The 17,071-nt window shown below is 62.3% G+C and carries 12 protein-coding genes and 2 tRNA genes; all 14 read left to right on the forward strand.

What is annotated here, in order from left to right; translation table 11 throughout:
• Positions 1-136 precede the first annotated feature (136 nt).
• The 14 genes from leuS (at position 137) to DW123_RS04905 (ending at position 17,070) form a co-directional block, all read left to right on the forward strand.
• Positions 137-2,713 (forward strand): leucine--tRNA ligase, encoded by a 2,577-nt coding sequence (gene leuS, locus DW123_RS04840; RefSeq protein WP_118273413.1) that lies wholly within the window; start codon positions 137-139, stop codon positions 2,711-2,713.
• Between the two features lie 256 nt (positions 2,714-2,969).
• On the forward strand, positions 2,970-3,464 hold the full coding sequence (gene rimP, locus DW123_RS04845; RefSeq protein WP_117742809.1) for a ribosome maturation factor RimP: 495 nt from the start codon (positions 2,970-2,972) through the stop codon (positions 3,462-3,464).
• A gap of 1 nt (position 3,465) precedes the next feature.
• Entirely contained in the window at positions 3,466-4,713 is a 1,248-nt protein-coding gene (nusA, locus tag DW123_RS04850) for a transcription termination factor NusA (protein WP_006234042.1), read from the forward strand.
• 91 nt (positions 4,714-4,804) lie between these two features.
• On the forward strand, positions 4,805-7,519 hold the full coding sequence (gene infB, locus DW123_RS04855; protein ID WP_118273414.1) for a translation initiation factor IF-2: 2,715 nt from the start codon (positions 4,805-4,807) through the stop codon (positions 7,517-7,519).
• A gap of 11 nt (positions 7,520-7,530) precedes the next feature.
• The gene (rbfA, locus tag DW123_RS04860) at positions 7,531-7,941 is read left to right on the forward strand and encodes a 30S ribosome-binding factor RbfA (protein ID WP_118273415.1); all 411 of its coding nucleotides are present in this window, start codon (positions 7,531-7,533) and stop codon (positions 7,939-7,941) included.
• Positions 7,934-8,977 (forward strand): bifunctional oligoribonuclease/PAP phosphatase NrnA, encoded by a 1,044-nt coding sequence (locus tag DW123_RS04865; protein WP_118273416.1) that lies wholly within the window; start codon positions 7,934-7,936, stop codon positions 8,975-8,977. The genes rbfA and DW123_RS04865 overlap by 8 nt, the downstream gene beginning before the upstream one ends.
• Before the next feature lie 15 nt (positions 8,978-8,992).
• Positions 8,993-9,925 carry a tRNA pseudouridine(55) synthase TruB gene (gene truB / locus DW123_RS04870; RefSeq protein WP_117762904.1) on the forward strand — a complete coding sequence of 311 codons (933 nt, stop codon included), beginning with the start codon at positions 8,993-8,995 and terminating at the stop codon, positions 9,923-9,925.
• Positions 9,922-10,929 (forward strand): riboflavin biosynthesis protein RibF, encoded by a 1,008-nt coding sequence (gene ribF / locus DW123_RS04875; RefSeq protein ID WP_233505046.1) that lies wholly within the window; start codon positions 9,922-9,924, stop codon positions 10,927-10,929. Before truB ends, ribF begins: the two co-directional genes overlap by 4 nt.
• Entirely contained in the window at positions 10,922-13,021 is a 2,100-nt protein-coding gene (gene dnaG / locus DW123_RS04880) for a DNA primase (protein WP_118273417.1), read from the forward strand. Before ribF ends, dnaG begins: the two co-directional genes overlap by 8 nt.
• A 110-nt stretch (positions 13,022-13,131) precedes the next feature.
• Positions 13,132-14,481, forward strand: coding sequence for an RNA polymerase sigma factor RpoD (gene rpoD / locus DW123_RS04885; protein WP_117742812.1), 1,350 nt, complete (start codon positions 13,132-13,134; stop codon positions 14,479-14,481).
• 165 nt (positions 14,482-14,646) lie between these two features.
• Positions 14,647-14,721: transfer RNA gene (locus tag DW123_RS04890), tRNA-Asn, on the forward strand.
• Positions 14,722-14,755: 34 nt separating this feature from the next.
• Positions 14,756-14,830 (forward strand) — tRNA-Asn (locus tag DW123_RS04895).
• A gap of 161 nt (positions 14,831-14,991) precedes the next feature.
• The gene (locus DW123_RS04900; protein ID WP_195919456.1) at positions 14,992-15,381 is read left to right on the forward strand and encodes an Asp23/Gls24 family envelope stress response protein; all 390 of its coding nucleotides are present in this window, start codon (positions 14,992-14,994) and stop codon (positions 15,379-15,381) included.
• A 27-nt stretch (positions 15,382-15,408) separates the two neighbouring features.
• Entirely contained in the window at positions 15,409-17,070 is a 1,662-nt protein-coding gene (locus DW123_RS04905; protein WP_118273418.1) for a DAK2 domain-containing protein, read from the forward strand.
• Position 17,071 lies beyond the last annotated feature (1 nt).

Consider the following 17,071-nt stretch of genomic DNA (forward strand, 5'->3'; position numbering starts at 1 on the left):
GGCGGCTTTGCTTTGTTCGCTACAAGTTCCGCACGCAAAGAAGAGCACTTAATGTGCTCTTCGTCTTGCGCAGGACTGTCCGCAGTAGCGAATAAAGCCAAGCCGCCCGACCCCAGCTAAGATTAAAGGAGCTGATATGTGCGATTGCACAGATCATAAGGACGAGATCCCTGCTTACGACGCGCAGGCCATTGAGTCCAAGTGGATGAAGGCCTGGGAGGACTCCAACCTCTTTGCTGTCGACACCGACGACAGCAAGCCCAAGAAGTATGTGCTCGAGATGTTCCCGTATCCGTCGGGTGACCTGCACATGGGCCACGCGCGCAACTATACCATCGGCGATGCCATGGCCCGTCAGGCCCGCATGCGCGGCTACGACGTGCTGCACCCCATCGGCTTTGACGCCTTTGGCCTGCCTGCCGAGAACGCCGCCATCAAGCACAACACGCAGGCTGCCGCCTGGACGTATAAGAACATGGACCAGGCGCTCGCCACGATGAAGCGCATGGGCTTCTCCTATGATCTGGATCGCATGGTCAAGACCTGCAGCCCCGACTACTACCGCTGGGGTCAGTGGATCTTTGAGAAGCTGTGGGAAAAGGGTCTGGTCTACCGCAAAAAGAACCCGGTCAACTGGTGCCCCACCTGCAAGACCGTTCTGGCCAACGAGCAGGTCACCGAGGGTAAGTGCTGGCGCTGCGGTACCGAGCCCGAGAAGCGCGACCTGGAGCAGTGGTACTACAAGATCACCGAGTACTCCCAGGAGCTGCTCGACGACCTGGAGAAGCTCCCCGGCTGGCCCGAGCGCGTCAAGCAGATGCAGGCCAACTGGATTGGCCGCTCCGAGGGCGCCGAGGTCGACTTTACCCTGTGCGACCAGGATGGCGAGCCCATCGAGGGCGACGAGGGCAAGATCACCGTCTTCACCACGCGTGCCGATACCCTGTTTGGCGTCTCTTTCTTTGTCCTGGCTCCCGAGTACGCTCGTCTGCACGAGCTCGTCGAGGGCACGGAGTACGAGGAGGCCGTCACCAAGATCGTCGAGGACTCCAAGCATATCTCTGCCGTCGAGCGTGCCCAGGGCACCCTCGAGAAGCACGGTGCCTTTACCGGCCGCTACGTGGTGAACCCCGTCAACGGCGAGAAGGTCCCCGTTTGGGTTGCCGATTATGTCGTTGCCGACTATGGCACCGGCGCCGTCATGGCCGTTCCCTGTGGCGATCAGCGCGACTTTGAGTTTGCCCGCAAGTACGACCTGCCGATCGTGCCGATCATCCTGGACGATGACGATCGCGCTGCCGTCGAGGCCAGCGGCGAGACCATCGACACCTTCCATGCCGAGACCGTCGACTGGGACTGCGCCCACGCTGCCGAGGGCACGCTCGTCCAGTCCGGCAAGTACACCGGCATGCGCGGCGGTAAGCACTCCGAGGGCGAGGCTGCCATCGTGGCCGACCTTGAGGCCATGGGCTGCGGCCGTCGCAAGGTCGAGTTCCGCCTGCGTGACTGGCTTATCAGTCGCCAGCGCTATTGGGGCAACCCCATCCCGGCCATCCACTGCGAGCACTGCGGCATCGTGCCCGTGCCCGAGGATCAGCTGCCTGTGACGCTGCCTGAGAACCTGGACCTGGGCGCCGGCGAGACCCTCGCCGAGTGCAAGGACTTCTACGAGACCACCTGCCCAGTCTGCGGTCGCCCGGCCAAGCGCGAGACCGATACCATGGACACCTTCACCTGCTCCAGCTGGTATTACCTGCGCTACACCGACCCGCACAACACCGAGCTGCCCTTCTCCAAGGAAGCTGCCGACCGTTGGATGCCCGTCGATAACTACATCGGCGGCATCGAGCACGCCATTTTGCACCTGCTCTACAGCCGCTTCTTTACCAAGGCGCTGCGCGACCTGGGTCTGCTGAGCGTGGACGAGCCCTTCACCAACCTGCTGTGCCAGGGCATGGTCAAGGACGAAAACGGCGACACCATGTCCAAGTCCAAGGGCAATGTGGTGCCCCCGAGCTCGGTTATCGAGCCCTACGGCGCCGATACCATGCGTCTGGCGATCCTGTTTATCGCCCCGCCCGAGAAGGACTTCGACTGGGATCCCAAGGCCGTCGAGGGTGCCAACCGCTTTATCAAGCGCGCCTGGCGTATCGTTTGGCAGCTCGTCCAGTCTGGCGATGCCAACGTGGCCTTCGACAAGTCCGTGCTCGACGAGGCTGCACTCAAGCTCTATCGCGAGCGTCACCGCACCATCGCCAAGTGCACCGAGGACTTTGACCGCGGCCAGTTCAACACTGCCATCTCGGCCGTCATGGAGCTCGTCAACGCGGCGAGCGCCTACCTCAACGCCACCGAGGGTACCGCCCGCGACAAGGCGCTGTGCTACGGCGTGGCTAAGGATATCGTGAGCGTCCTTGCCCCCATCTGCCCGTTCTGGGCCGATGAGCTGTGGCATGAGGCGCTCGGCTGCGAGGGCAACGCCTACACCGCCGCCTGGCCCGAGTTTGACCTGGCCGAGTCCATTGAGGACACGGTGCAGATCGTCGTCCAGGTGCTCGGCAAGGTCCGCGGCCGCATCGACGTGGCCCGCGATGCCTCCAACGAGGAGATGCAGACTGCCGCCGAGGAAGCCGTTGCCAAGTGGCTTGAGGGCAAGACGGTCGTCAAGGCCATCTGCGTGCCCGGCAAGCTGGTCAACCTGGTGGTCAAGTAAACGCCGCATGCGCAGCTGACGTGTAAAAGACGAGGGACGATCCGGTTGGGTCGTCCCTCGTCTTATTGTCGTTCACTCGAGACCGCGGTCAATTGTCTTATTCTTGTGGAGATGCTGTGGGCACGCTGACCTGCGGGTTTCTGTGGCACTTGCGTGTTTCCGCAGGTATTGGTATAGTTTGCTTGCAAATGAAGTTGTAATTGAAAGAAGTGGGGTTTCGACCCCGCTTCTTTTTTGTATGGATGGAGGTGCCGCAATGGTCAAGACCAAGACCGAGCAGGCGATCATCGACGCGCTCGAGGCCGTCGCTCCCCAGCACGATGTCGACATCGTCGACGTCGAGCTCGTGGGTGCCACCAAGGCCCCCTGCGTGCGTGTGCGTATCGAGGGTGCCGAGGGTCAGAGCCTGTCCCTCAACGACGTCACGGCCAACACCAAGTGGGTCGGCGATGTGATTGAGGAGCTCGACCCCATCTCTTCGAGCTATACGCTCGAGGTGTCGAGTCCAGGCATGGCGCGCCCGTTGCGCCGCCCGTGCGACTTTGCCCGCTTTATGGGCGAGGACTGCGAGCTCACCTCCACCGCCACCGAGGGCCGTCGCAAGTACGCCGGCAAGATTGCCGCCGCCACCGAGACGAACGTGACCCTCGAGCTCGAGGACGGCGAGTCCGTCACCCTCGATTTCACTGATGTTAAAAAGTGCAAGTTGAAGCCCACCTACGACTTCAAGCCCGCGAAGGAAGGAAAGTAAGATGGCAGCATCCGACATGATGTCCGCCCTGATGGAGCTTTGCCAGGAGAAGCACATCGACCAGCTCTACCTGATCGACCGCCTGGAGCAGTCGCTCGCCAAGAGCTACGCCGAGATCCTGCATCTTGAGTGGGGCGCCAAGGTGACCATCGACCGCACCACCGGCAAGATCTATGTCTACCGCCTGGAGCCGATCGACGATTCCATGGACGAGGAGGGCAACTTCACCGAGTTCGAGGAGATCGACGTCACTCCCAAGAACACGAGCCGCATCGCCGCCCAGCACGCCAAGGCCGAGATCAACGCCATCGTTCGCAACTCCGCCCGCGAGCAGATCTACGAGGAGTTCTCCGGCCGCATCGGCGACCTCATCAGCGGTACCGTGCTGCAGTCCACCCCCGACTTCACGATCGTCAAGATCCGCGAGGGCGTCGAGGCCGAGCTGCCGCACTTTGACCAGCGTCGTTACGAGAACGAGCGCAACGAGCGTCCGATGGGCGAGCGCTACCTGCACAACCAGCACATCAAGGCCGTGATCATCGACGTTCGCGACCCCAACTCCAACCTGCAGCCTGTTCGCGGCGAACACAGCCGTCCGCCGATTGTCATCTCTCGTACCCATCCCGAGCTCATGCGTCGTCTGTTTGAGCAGGAGGTGCCCGAGATCTATGAGGGCACCGTCCAGATCAAGTCGATCGCCCGCGAGCCCGGCCAGCGCTCCAAGGTCGCCGTCCACTCGCTCGACGATCGTCTGGATCCCGTGGGCGCCTGCGTCGGCCCCAAGGGCAGCCGTGTTCGCGCTGTCGTGGGCGAGCTCCGTGGCGAGCGCGTCGACGTCATCCTGTGGGATGCCGATCCTGCCGTTTACGTCGCCAACGCCCTTTCGCCCGCTAAGGTCACCCGCGTCCTCATCGACGAGGAGAAGGCCTACGCCGGCGTCATCGTGCCCGACGACCAGCTGTCCCTCGCCATCGGCAAGGAGGGCCAGAACGCCCGCCTCGCCGCGCGCCTGACCGGCTGGCACATCGACATCAAGTCCGAGACGCTTGCCGCCGACATCCTCAAGAACGTTCCCGTTCACGAGGAGCCCGCCGCCGACCTGATCGGTGACGAGGAGGACGAGGACGTCCGCCGCTGCGAGTACGTGTCCGAGGACGGCATCCAGTGCCGCAACCAGGCTCGTCCCGGCTCCCGTTTCTGCGGTGTCCACGACACCGACGCCTTCGATGATGCGGAGGACCTGATCTAGCGCGCGGTCGCGCCGGGCGGGTCCCGGCGCATCTCCCACGCTCGTTCAGTCTCTAGGCACCCAAGGTGCCAGAAAGGGTAGGTGAAGTCATATGGCAAAAGTCCGTGTGTCCACCCTGGCCAAAGAGTTCGGCATGACCTCTAAGGAACTGATGGGTCATCTCGCCGATATGAAGATTCCCGCTAAGTCCGCTTCCTCCACTCTGGAGGACGCCTACGTTGCCATGGTCCGTAAGCAGCTCGCCTCGGTGATCGAGGCCCGCGCCCAGGAAGTCGAGGCCGCCAAGCAGGCCGAGGAGGAGGCTGCCGCCGCCGAGGAGGCCGCTCGCGCCGCCGAGGCCGAGCGCGAGCGCATCGCCGCCGAGAAGGCCCGCGAGGAGGAGCGCCGCCAGTTTGCCGCAGCCCAGGCTGCCGAGGAGGCTGCCCGCGCCGAGGCCGAGGCCAAGAAGAAGGCCGAGCAGGAGCGCCTTGCCCGCGAGAAGGAGGAGGCTGCCCGCGAGGCCCAGCGCCGCGCCGTTCCCGCTTCGGACTCCGGTTCGCGCTTCCGCTCGCTGCTCGATCAGATCGCCGCACAGGAGACCGTGCTCAAGGAGAAGAAGGACGCCGAGGACAAGGCCAAGGCCGAGCGCGCCGCCGAGCGCGGTAACCGTCGTGGCGGTAACAACGACCGCCGCGGTGGCCGTCGCAACGACCGCAACGCCTCCGACAACAACTCCGAGCGCAACGTCTCCGAGAGCCGCCCGCACAGCCATCGCACCAACGCCAGCAACAACGTCGCTGCCGGCATGGACTTCCCCAACCCCGACAAGCAGGGCAAGGGCAAGAAGCGCAAGGGCGGTCACAACAACGAAGAGGACCACTACAGCCGCATGGCTCGCGAGGCCGAGGAGTACAGCCGCGAGAAGGTGCTCGAGGAGGCCCGTGCCGCCGTCGAGGAGGCCTCTCGCGAGTCCACCGGTCGCCGCAAGAAGCGAAAGGAGAAGCGCGAGCGCGAGGCTGCAAAGGCTCAGGAGGAGCGCAAGATAGAGGAGGCATTGGCCCAGGGCGTGAACCCCGAGGAGCTCGATGCCATCAAGGTCTCCCAGGGCGTTACGGTCCAGGAGCTCGCCGAGGCGCTTGACGTTCCGGCCAACGATATCATCAAGCGCCTGTTCCTGCTGGGTACGCCGCTCACCATGACGCAGTCCATGTCCGACGACCTCGTCGAGCTCGTTGCCGACGACCTGGGTCGTCAGATCAAGATCATCACCCCCGAGGAGGAGAACACCTTCTCGTTCTACGACGATCCCGCCGACCTTAAGCCGCGCGCACCGGTCGTCACCGTCATGGGCCACGTCGACCACGGTAAGACGTCGCTGCTCGACGCTATCCGTCACACCGGTGTCGCTGCCGGCGAGGCGGGCGGCATTACCCAGGCCATCGGCGCTTCGCAGGTCATGATTAACGACCGCAAGATCACCTTCATCGATACCCCGGGCCACGCCACCTTTACGGCCATGCGTGCCCGTGGTGCCAAGGTGACCGACATCGTCATTCTGATCGTGGCTGCCGACGACGGCGTCATGCCCCAGACCATCGAGTCGATCAACCACGCCAAGGCCGCCGGCGTACCCATCGTCGTCGCCGTCAACAAGATCGATAAGCCGGGTGCCAACCCCGACCGCGTGCGCCAAGAGCTCACCGAGTACGGCATCATCCCCGAGGAGTGGGGCGGACAGAACATGTTCGTCAACATCTCGGCCAAGCAGAAGATCGGTATCGACGACCTGCTCGAGACCGTGCTGCTCCAGGCCGACGTGCTCGAGCTCAAGGCCAACCCCGACACTTTTGCCTCCGGTAACGTCCTCGAGGCTAAGCTCGACAAGGGCCGCGGTTCGGTTGCCACGGTGCTCGTGACCCGCGGTACCCTGCACGTGGGCGATACGCTGGTCGCCGGCCTTACCTACGGTCGCGTCCGCGCCATGCTCGATCCCAAGGGCAACGCCGTCACCGAGGCCGGTCCTTCCGACGCCGTCGAGATCCTGGGCTTGCAGTCCGTGCCCAACGCCGGTGACGAGTTCCGCGTGTTCGAGGACGAGCGCGAGGCTCGCGCCCTTGCCGACGAGCGTTCGCTCAAGGCCCGTATCGAGGAGCAGAGCCGCGTCAAGCACGTCACGCTCGAGAACCTCTTCGAGACCATCGCCGACGCCGAGGTCAAGGAGCTCAACCTGATCATCAAGGCCGACGTCCAGGGTTCCATCGAGGCCCTTCAGGACTCGCTCGACAAGATGGATCAGTCCGAGGTCCGCATCAACACGATCCACTCCGCCGTTGGCGCCATCAACGAGACCGACGTCGTCCTGGCCGACGCCTCCAACGCCATCATCATCGGCTTTGGCGTCCGTCCCGACGGTAAGGCCCGCTCCGCCGCCGAGCGCGAGGGCGTCGAGATCCGTTGCTACGACGTCATCTACAAGTGCCTCGAGGAGCTCGACGCCGCCCGTATCGGCATGCTCAAGCCCACCGAGGTCGAGGTCGCCACGGGTACCGCGACCGTCCTGGACACCTTCAAGGTGCCCAAAGTCGGTATCGCCGCCGGTGTCCGCGTCGAAGAGGGCGAGATCGCCGCGACCGATTCCGTGCGCCTGGTGCGCGACGGTATCGTGGTCTTCAACGGCAAGATCGCCTCGATGCGCCACTACAAGGACGAGGCCAAGAGCCTCAAGAGCGGTTCCGAGGGCGGCATTGGCCTGGAGAACTTCCAGGACATCAAGCCCGGCGACCAGATCGAGGGTTACCGTATCGACCAGGTTGCCCGTACCGAGTAGGGGGTAGCGCTATGAAGCAAACGCTGGCAACCCGCCGTCTGGGCGAGCAGCTTCGCGAGAAGCTCGGTTATATCCTGCTCTTTGAAGTTTCCGATCCGCGTCTCGACCTGGTTACTTTGACCGCGGTCGAGGTCGCGGTGGACCGTTCGTTCGCGCGTGTGTACGTGTCGTGCGATGCGAGCCGCTACGACGAGGTCATGGAGGCGCTCGCCAGCGCTAAGGGCCGTATTCGCAGCCTGTTGGCTCGCTCGCTCGATTGGCGTGTTACGCCCGAGCTCGATTTTCGCATCGATCGCTCGACCGATGAGGCCGAGCGCATCACGCGTGCGCTGGAAAACGTTCCCGCCACGCTTGCGATCGAAAAGGACGAGGACGGCTATCCGATAGCGGATGCCGCCCAGGAGGCAGCTTTAGATGACTAATTCCGCCGACCTCGCCTCGTGCGAGTCTGCAGATATTCAGCGACGCATCCTCGAGCTCATCGAGGGTGCGTCCTCCATTGCGATTTCGGGACATACTTCCCCCGATGGCGACGCCTTGGGCTCCGTGTTGGGTCTGGGTCTCTCGCTTATGAAGTTTTTCCCCAACAAGGACATTGCGCTGCTGCTGGCAGACGATGACCCGGTTCCGCGTATCTACCGCTTTATGGAAGGCTCCGATCGCCTGGTTCCGGCATCTGCGTACACCGGCAATCCGGACCTGTTCATCTCGGTGGACGTACCGGTCGTCGAGCGTCTCAATAATTCCGCCGAGGTGCTTCGTCGCTCCAAGCATGTGGTGTGCTTCGATCACCATCCGGCGCGCGAGGAGTTTGCCGAGCTGAGCCTGAGGCGCGTCGAAGCCGCAGCCTGCGCTATGATCATCGACCGCTTCTTGGACAATTGTGGCATTGTCGCACGTGATGGCGTTGCGACCTGCCTGCTGTGCGGCTTGGTTACCGATACCGGCCGTTTTCAGTACCAAAACGCCGATGCCGCTGCGTTCCATGCGGCCTCGCGTCTGGTTGCCCACGGTGCCGATCCGGCGCGTGTGGCACTCGAGGTATATCAGAGCATGCGCGTTGAGTTTTTGCACCTCAAGTCCATCGTTATGGGCCGCATCAAGACGGTGGCCCACGGGCGCGTCGCGTATAGCTACGCGTACCAGAGCGACCTTGAGGCTTGCGGTGTCACCTCGGATGAGTGCGACGGCCTGGTTGACGTGGTGCGCTCGGTGATGGGCGTCGAGGTCTGCCTGTTCCTGAAGGGCATTGAGGGCGATACCAAGGTGCGCGGCAACCTGCGCTCCAAGGGCGACCTCAACGTGTCCGAGATCGCTGCTTCTTTTGGCGGAGGCGGACATCCCGCTGCCGCCGGTTTCTCCAACAACGGAACGATTCTCGAGACGCTCACCGTGGCACTTCCCATGCTCGCCGAGCTGGTAGGGGAGGATCCCGCTTCGGTGACCGTCGAGCTTTAACTTTTTGGATGGTACATGGCTCGTCGTACGCCTTCTCAATTGAATATGCTGCTCGCCGTCGATAAGCCGGTGGGCTGCACGTCCCACGATGTGGTCTCGCAATGCCGGCGCGCCCTCCATGAGCGGCGCGTCGGCCATGCCGGCACGCTCGACCCCATGGCTTCGGGTGTCATGGTGGTGGGTGTAGGCCAAGCCACCCGTCTGCTGGGCATGCTCACGCTCGATACCAAAAGCTACGTCGCCGACATCTCGTTTGGTGCCGAGACCAATACCGATGATGCGGAGGGCGAGGCGGTCCGCACGGTGCCCGTTGCACCCGAGCTGCGCGATCCGGCTTATGCCCGCGAGCGCTTGGTCGCCATGTTGGGCCCGCAGATGCAGGTGCCGCCGGCTTTTTCGGCTATCTCGGTAAATGGCGTTCGCGCCTACAAGTCTGCTCGAGAGGGCAATGCGGTGGACCTACCTCCGCGCCCTGTCGAGGTCTATGCCGCCGACCTGATCGCCGTGGGCGGTGAAGGTGATACATGTGTGTGGACCGTGGCGTTCTCGGTGAGCAAGGGCACCTATATCCGTGCGCTAGCTCGCGACTTGGGCCGCGCCTGTGAGAGCGCCGCGCACATTTCCGCGTTGCGCCGCACGGCCTCCGGTGTTGTTTCCATTGGCGCTTGTCATGCGGTCGAGGAGCTTTCTCCCGAGTCCGCGGCTGGCTTTGCCCTGGATCCCATTGCGGCCCTGGGCGCCACGCGTGTTGACTTGCCGGGCAATCTTGCCGACGACCTGCTCTGCGGCCGACGCATTCCCGTTGAGCGTGCGCTTGCCGATTTCGATTCCTCGAAGGCGCCGTTCGCGCTGGTGCTCGATGGCGGGCTCAAGGCGCTCGCCCGCATTGAGAGTGGCCGCTTTGTCATGGATCACGTGTTTCCGCAGGCAATCGGCGGTGTTCGATGATGTTTTCCGCTCGCGAGCTCGCGCGTATCTTTTTCGCGGGCGAGTCGGACGAGGCTCGCATCGTTACTGCCGATGTGTTTGATGAGTGCGAGCACTTGGGTGCTGCCTCCATCGCCATCGGCGTGTTCGATGGTGTGCACCGTGGACACCAGGAGCTTATTGCGGCGCTCGTCCGTGATGCCCGTGCCCATGGCTGCAAGGCGGTCGTAGTTACCTTCGATCCCGACCCGGACGTTGTCGTGAGCCCTTCACCCGCTCAAAAATTGATGACGACGGCCGACCGTCTGCATGCCCTGGCTCAAATCGGGGTCGATGCAGTGGTGGCCGTTCCCTTTACGCCTGAGGTTGCGGCACTCGACCATGTCGGTTTTCTCGCACTGTTGTCACGCGTGGTCGACATTCGTTCGATTCGCGTTGGCAGCGACTTTAGGCTGGGTCGCGGCGGTGCTTCTGGTGTTGCCGAGATGCGCGTTTGGGGTTCCGAGCGCGGCGTTGACGTGTATGGTCACGACCTGCTTTGCGAGGGCGGTGAGGCCATTTGCGCCACCCGCATTCGTCACGAGCTGGGACAGGGCCATGTGGGGCTTGCTGCTGGGTTACTCGGCCGCCCGTATATGGTGCGTGGCGGTGTTATTCGCGGTCGTCACGAGGGTTCTGGCATGGGCTTTCCCACGGCAAACCTGCAGGTTCCCAGCGGCATTCAGGTGCCTGCCGATGGCGTGTATGAGGGTCTGGTGCTGGTCGATGACACCGTGTGGCCCGCTGCTGTCAACGTCGGCCTGCCGCCAACGTATGCCGACGATGCGGCATCTGCGCATCTCGAAGCCAACTTAATTGGGTATACGGGCGACCTGTACGGCGCTTCCGTTTCGCTGGCGTTTACGCGCTGGCTGCGTCCGTCACGCGTGTTCGATTCCCTGGACGAGTTGATCGCGACCGTCGAGGGTAATATCGATGATATCCGTCATAACTTGGGTGAGCAGGGGGTGAGTATCCGTGATTAGCGATGAGGAGAAAGACCAGGTCCGCGCTGCGTCCGATCTGGTAGCCATCGTGCAGGAAACGGTTGAGCTCAAGCCCCGCGGCCATGAGTTTTGGGGCTGCTGCCCCTTCCATGGCGAAAAGACCCCGTCGTTTCACATTATCCCTGCCACGCAGGTGTGGCACTGCTTTGGATGTGGCGAGGGCGGCGACGTCTTCACCTATATCATGAAGCGCGAGAACCTGAGCTTTCCCGAGTCAATCCGTTATTTAGCCGATCGCGCGGGTATTGAGCTGCACGACACCGGAGACCGCCGCGAGCGCGGTACTAAGCGTGCCCGAATCTACGATCTGTGCGCCGAGACCGCCCAGTTCTACCACACCATGCTTATGCGCGGTAAGGACGGCCGTCCACGTGAGTACTTCGCCAGCCGCGGCATGGGTGGTGACGTCTGCCGCCGCTACTGCCTGGGCTTTGCACCGGGTCGTAACATGCTGGTGGCTCATCTGTCGCAGGCGGGCTTTACTCCGCAGGAGATGATCGACGCCAACGTGGCTGTGAGTCGCGGGCGCGGGCAGCTTGCCGACCGCTTCTACGACCGCGTGATGTTTCCCATTTTTGATGAGCAGGGGCATAACATCGCCTTTGGCGGTCGCATCATGGGAGACGGCCAACCTAAGTACCTCAACACCGCCGAGACGAGCGTGTTTCATAAAAAGCTAAACCTCTACGGCTTTAATTGGGCCAAGGAGTTTATCGTCGCGCAGGATACCGCTATCGTGGTAGAGGGCTATACCGACTGCATCGCCTGTTGGGAGGCGGGGATTAAAAACGTCGTCGCCACGCTGGGCACTGCGCTCACGGAGCATCACGTCAAGACGCTCACCCGCTTTGCCAAGCGCATCGTGTATATGTTTGACGGCGATGCCGCGGGCCAGAAGGCCGCCCGTCGCGCGATACAGTTTATCGAGCAGGATTCGATGGACCTGCGCTGCGTGGTGCTGCCCGACGGCAACGATCCCATGGAGTTCATCACGGCGCACGGCGGAAAGGAGCTGCAGGCGCGCATCGACGCCGCCGAGCCGCTCATGGACTTCGTGTACCGTTCGCTGCAGGAAGCGAGCGACATCACCACGCCGGGCGGTCGCGCCAAGGCGCTGGAAGATGCGCTGACGCTTATCTATCCGCTGCGCGATAGCTATATGATCGACACGTACTTTATCCAGATTGCCGATCTGCTGGGTTTGGATTTGGAGACGGTGCGCGCGAGTTCGGGTCGCGTGTTTCGCGATGTCGCCAAGCGCGAAGATGCGGAACGACGTCGTGAGCAGAATTATGAACGCCAGCGGGCGCAAGCCGAGCGATCTGGTAGCGCGGGCGGTCGGTCGTCTGGTTTGCAAGGGACATCTCGTGGTGCTTGGGCGTCGGGCGCGACGCCGGCAGTAGCGGCGCCGGTCGAGGAAGAGCCGTACGACTATGTCCCGCTCGATGCTTACGGTGCCGCTCCTGTGGAGGTCGTCGACGACCTGCCGCCGATCGACGTGCCTGATGGTATGGGCTCTGCGCCCGCCGGTGCTCCGGTAGACGCCTCGTTCCCTATGGTTTTGACCGATCTAGAGCGCAAGTCCTTGGCAGGGGAGCGCGAGCTGCTGACCATGCTCACGAGCTACCCCGACCTGTTCCGCACGTATGCTGACCGCATCTGCTCCATCGAGTGGGTCGACCCGCGCCACGAGTCCATCGCGTGGGCCGTGCTGGCAACGCCGCCGGGTACCGATCCTGCGACCTGCATGGATGCGGCGCGCTCGGTGTGTCCCGAGGCGGCAACGCTTGTGAGTGCCGGGCGCATCTCCGCCACGAGCAAACACCCTACCGAGACGAACATCGTGTTCATGCTCGATACGCTCGAGCTCTACACCATCAAGCGCCGCATGCGTGCCGCACAGGCCAAGCTGCGCCAGGATCGATCGCTCGATGATGAGGCCCGCCGCGCGCTGACCGTGCAGGCCGCGCAGGATTCGCAGCGTCAACGCGAGCTGCAAAAGTCTATCGGCGGCGTGGCGGACCCGTTCCGTTTGATCGGTTTGGAGACCGCGGGCACCGAACAGGCCTAGATGTTGTGGTCAACCAGCGTATTCTCGCCTATATCCAGTTCTCTTTTTGGGTATAGACGTCTATGTGTGTGCTAAAGTATTGAGTCCTGTGGACTATGAAGGGAGAATCTGTGCCAAAAAAGACTGAGAGCACGGGTACTGGGCTGGAATCCTGCGTTGCAAAGCTCATGGGCAACGGCTCAAACAGGACTTCGGTAACCGAGGACGAGATTCAGGTCGCCCTGAAGGATATCGATGTTTCTGACGAGCAGCTCACCGCGGTGTATTCCGCGCTGCGCAACAGCGGCATCCAGATTATCTCCGCGAGCGGTAACGACGACGCCCCCATGGACGTCGACGATGACGATAACGATACCGATACCGACGATTTCGATGACGACGACGAGCACGATTCCGGCTCGCTCGACGATCATGAGCTCAAGATGGCCCGTCAGGCCGACGCCGAGATGGGTTCTTCCAAGAGCAAGAAGAAGCGCACCGTGCGCACGTCCCGCTCACGCTCCCGCGTGCGTGGCATCGATGCCTCCACGGTGATGCTGACCGGCGATCCGGTTCGTATGTACCTCAAGGAGATCGGCAAGGTCGACCTGCTGACCGCCTCCGAAGAGGTCGATCTGGCCATGAAGATCGAGGCCGGTCTCGAGGCCACCGAGAAGCTCGAGGCTGCCGAGGCAGGCGAGCTCGAGCTCACGCGTGCCGAGATGCGTCGTCTTACGCGCATTGAGAACGTGGGCCTCGAAGCTAAGCAGGCACTCATCAGCGCAAACCTGCGTTTGGTCGTCTCCATCGCCAAGCGCTATGTCGGTCGCGGTATGCTGTTCCTGGACCTGATCCAGGAGGGCAACCTCGGTCTGATCCGCGCCGTCGAGAAGTTCGACTACCAGAAGGGTTTTAAGTTCTCCACGTACGCCACGTGGTGGATCCGTCAGGCCATCACGCGCGCTATCGCCGACCAAGCCCGTACCATCCGTATTCCCGTGCACATGGTCGAGACCATCAACAAGCTCGTCCGCGTGCAGCGCCAACTTCTCCAGGACCTGGGTCGCGACCCGACCCCCGAGGAGATCGGTGCCGAGATGGACATGAGTGCCGACCGCGTCCGCGAGATCCAGAAGATTTCGCAGGAGCCCGTGTCGCTCGAGACTCCCATCGGCGAGGAAGAGGATTCCCAGCTGGGCGACTTCATCGAGGACTCCCAGGCCATCGTTCCGCCCGATGCGGCCAGCTTCTCCATGCTGCAGGAGCAGCTCACCCAGGTGCTCGATTCGCTTGCCGATCGTGAGCGCAAGGTTATCGAGCTGCGCTTTGGCCTTGTCGACGGACATCCCCGCACGCTCGAGGAAGTCGGCCGCGAGTTTGGTGTCACGCGCGAGCGTATCCGCCAGATCGAGTCCAAGACCCTGGCCAAGCTCCGCCACCCGAGCCGCTCGAGCAAGCTCAAGGACTACATTGAGTCTTAGTAGTCACGGCGTTTCCGTTTCGGCAGTTAGGGACGTTCCTTTTTTGCCGGCACTTTGGGACACTCCTTGCCGCAACGGTTGGGTCGGAAAATTTCTTAAAAAAGTTCTTGCCCTGAGCTGATTCGTCCGTATAATAAACTTCGTTGCTTGAGAGCACGCTCCTATTCCTCGGTAGCTCAATGGTAGAGCACGCGGCTGTTAACCGCGCTGTTGTAGGTTCGAGTCCTACCCGGGGAGCCAGAATTTTTCAGCCCATTCCGCTGGGCTTTTAAATTCCTCGGTAGCTCAATGGTAGAGCACGCGGCTGTTAACCGCGCTGTTGTAGGTTCGAGTCCTACCCGGGGAGCCAGGTTGTAAAACCCGTCGCTTATGCGGCGGGTTTTTTCATACCGCGATCGCCTGGCGCGAACGTTACCATATCAACATTTCGTGTCGAGGATGTAATCCCGCGACCCACCACCTCAACATGGCGCGCTCGTTGTAGAATATTGCAATGATTGCTCCCACGAGATGGTGCCGCGAGCACCAGATAAGGAGATTCTTGTGTCTGAGACCATTAACGGCAGCCTGAGCGTCTCGAACGACGTCATTGCCGATATTGCCGGTTATGCCGCGATGACGTGCTATGGCGTTGTCGGTATGGCCGAGCAGCTCCAGGGCGCCGAGAGCGTGCGCCTGCTTGCCGGTCAGCGCCTCCGCAAGGGCGTGCTTGTCTCCGCCGACGAGAACGGCCTCACGGTCGACCTTCACGTCGTGCTCGAGAACGGCGTCAACATGAAGTCCGTCTGCCACAATCTTTCGAGCTCCGTTGCCTTCACTCTGCAGGAGGTCGCCCAGATCGATCCCGCCAGCCTTAAGATCGGCATTCACATCGACGCGCTCAAGAGCCGTCTGAACTAGCATCCGAAAACGGAGATTCAAATACCCATGATTGCAAAGACCATTCGCACCTGTTTTCCGATCGCTGCGGCTGCTGTTTCCGACAAGGCCGAGGAGATCAACAAGCTCAACGTCTTCCCCGTACCCGACGGCGACACCGGTACCAACATGTCGCTCACACTCGCCTCGGTGACCAAGGAGCTTTCCGCCCTTCCTGCTGACGCCGACATGGAGGCCATCGCCGGCGCCATCACTCACGGCTCCCTGATGGGTGCCCGTGGCAACTCCGGCGTCATCACCTCGCAGATTCTGCGTGGTGTGGCCGAGGGCCTTGTCTCTGCCGATGAGCCCATCGCGTCCGCCAACATCGCCTATGCCTTCCGCCGAGCCGTCAAGGTTGCCTTCCAGGCAGTGCGTAAGCCCATCGAGGGTACGATCCTCACGGTGTTGCGCGACGTCTCGACCAAGGCAGACGAGTGCGAGAAGAAGAAGTTCTCGGCCGAGGAAGCGCTCGACGCCATCGTCGTCGAGGCCTATCAGTCCGTCGCCCGTACGCCCGACCTGCTGCCTGTTCTGAAGGAGAACGGCGTGGTCGACTCCGGCGCCTTTGGATTTGCCATTTTCCTTGAGAACTTTGTTGCCGCCGCGCTTGGTCGCAGCACCGTTGTCGAGGATTTCTCCGCCATGTTTGACTCCGCTGGCTCTGCCCGCGACGCGGCCCTCGACCGCGTTGAGATCGAGGCCAACGACGACTGGGAGGGCTCGGAGTTTCGTTACTGCAACGAGTTCCTCTTTAAGGCCGATGCCCCGTTTGATGAGGACGAATGCCTTAAGTTCCTGGGCTCCATGGGCGACTGCGAGCTGCTCGTGGGTGCTTACCCCGATTACAAGATTCACGTGCACTCCAACACCCCCAACCTGGTGCTCGAGCACATGCTGCAGCTTGGTCAGATCTATGAGGTCTTTATCCACAACATGGAGATGGAGGCCCACGACCGTACCGCCAAGATCCATGAGGACCAGGAGAAGGCCGCCGAGCCCGCCAAGGCGCTGGGCTTTGTCGCTGTTGCCGCCGGTTCCGGCGAGGCCGATATCCTCAAGTCCCTCGGCGTCGACGTGATCGTGTCGGGTGGTCAGACCATGAACCCCTCGACTGCAGACCTGCTGGGCGCCGTCGACCAGGTCAACGCGACCTCGGTCATCATCCTGCCCAATAACGGTAACATCCGCATGGCCGCTGAGGCTGCCGCTTCTGCCTGCACCGACAAGAAGGTTGCCGTCGTTCCCACCAAGACCGTTCCGCAGGCCTTCTCCGCGCTGTTCGCGGTCCTGCCCGATTCCGAGCTCGAGGAAGCCGTCGCCGCTATGGTCGACGCCATCAGCGAAGTCCGCGATGGCGAGGTCACCCGCGCTGTGCGCGACTCCAGCGCCTCCGACGGCTCGCCGATTCACTCCGGTGACGTCATGGGTATCATTGCCGGTTCCATTGACGTGGTCGGCTCCGATGTGAAGCAGGTCACGCTCGATTGCATCAACCGCATGCAGGAGGAAGAGGAGGGTGACGCGCTGACGATTCTGGCCGGCGAGGAGCTGTCCGATGAAGCCTTCCAGGAGATCGTCGACGCCATTGAGGAGGCTCAGCCCGATCTGGAGATTGACGCCCATCGTGGCGAGCAGCCGCTCTATCCCGTGATCTTCTCGATCGAGTAGG

Source organism: Collinsella sp. AM10-26, from assembly GCF_003472525.1.
GTDB lineage: Bacteria > Actinomycetota > Coriobacteriia > Coriobacteriales > Coriobacteriaceae > Collinsella.

Bases quoted from the DNA above. Each gene is read 5' to 3' on its own strand.
- leuS (WP_118273413.1), top strand. From the start codon at position 137: ATGTGCGATTGCACAGATCATAAGGACGAGATCCCTGCTTACGACGCG.
- rimP (WP_117742809.1), top strand. From the start codon at position 2,970: ATGGTCAAGACCAAGACCGAGCAGGCGATCATCGACGCGCTCGAGGCC.
- nusA (WP_006234042.1), top strand. From the start codon at position 3,466: ATGGCAGCATCCGACATGATGTCCGCCCTGATGGAGCTTTGCCAGGAG.
- infB (WP_118273414.1), top strand. From the start codon at position 4,805: ATGGCAAAAGTCCGTGTGTCCACCCTGGCCAAAGAGTTCGGCATGACC.
- rbfA (WP_118273415.1), top strand. From the start codon at position 7,531: ATGAAGCAAACGCTGGCAACCCGCCGTCTGGGCGAGCAGCTTCGCGAG.
- DW123_RS04865 (WP_118273416.1), top strand. From the start codon at position 7,934: ATGACTAATTCCGCCGACCTCGCCTCGTGCGAGTCTGCAGATATTCAG.
- truB (WP_117762904.1), top strand. From the start codon at position 8,993: ATGGCTCGTCGTACGCCTTCTCAATTGAATATGCTGCTCGCCGTCGAT.
- ribF (WP_233505046.1), top strand. From the start codon at position 9,922: ATGATGTTTTCCGCTCGCGAGCTCGCGCGTATCTTTTTCGCGGGCGAG.
- DW123_RS04900 (WP_195919456.1), top strand. From the start codon at position 14,992: ATGGTGCCGCGAGCACCAGATAAGGAGATTCTTGTGTCTGAGACCATT.
- DW123_RS04905 (WP_118273418.1), top strand. From the start codon at position 15,409: ATGATTGCAAAGACCATTCGCACCTGTTTTCCGATCGCTGCGGCTGCT.